1 pseudogene is annotated in these 562 nt (G+C 51.8%); it reads right to left on the reverse strand.

Going from position 1 to position 562, the window contains the following annotated elements:
* Nucleotides 1-562 (reverse strand): annotated as a pseudogene (locus ACLD9W_RS12465) (IS110 family transposase); the annotation flags it as partial.

Consider the following 562-nt stretch of genomic DNA (forward strand, 5'->3'; position numbering starts at 1 on the left):
TCCGCCACTTTGGCTTTGCCGTCAAAATGCGTGTGGGTGTGGTCATCGATTTGTTTGTCCAATTCGTCAATCAACCTGTCAAAATGAGCAATCAGTTGTTTGACGCTTTCGACTTGCGTTTCGTGAACCTGATGCAGTCGGTTTTTCTCGGCAGTCCGCATCTCCACCAGCTGGTTGCGGCGGTTAATCAATGCTTCCAACACTTCTTCCGCTTCGGTGGGCGGCTGGTAGAGCATGGTTTGCCAACCTTCTTTCTACGTCATCATCTGTGCGAAGAAGGCGAGCATTTGGGCATCTTTGGCATCGGTTTTGGTTAGCGACTGCGATTGGGCAAACTGATGCGTCTGACGCGGGTTGGCGATGATTACGGCTATGCCTGCGCGGTGGATGGCTTTGGCGGCGGGAATTTTGAGACCGCCGGTGCTTTCCATGACGACGAGGGCGACCTTGTGTTTTTTTAGGTATTCGACGGTATGGGCGATCCCTTTGGGGTTGTTGGTTTCGGTTTTGGTTTTAGACAAAGACGAAACGGCGATGACGAAGTTTCGTTTGGCGATGTCGA

This window comes from Neisseria sp. WLZKY-1, from assembly GCF_046546535.1.
Classification (GTDB): Bacteria; Pseudomonadota; Gammaproteobacteria; order Burkholderiales; family Neisseriaceae; genus Neisseria.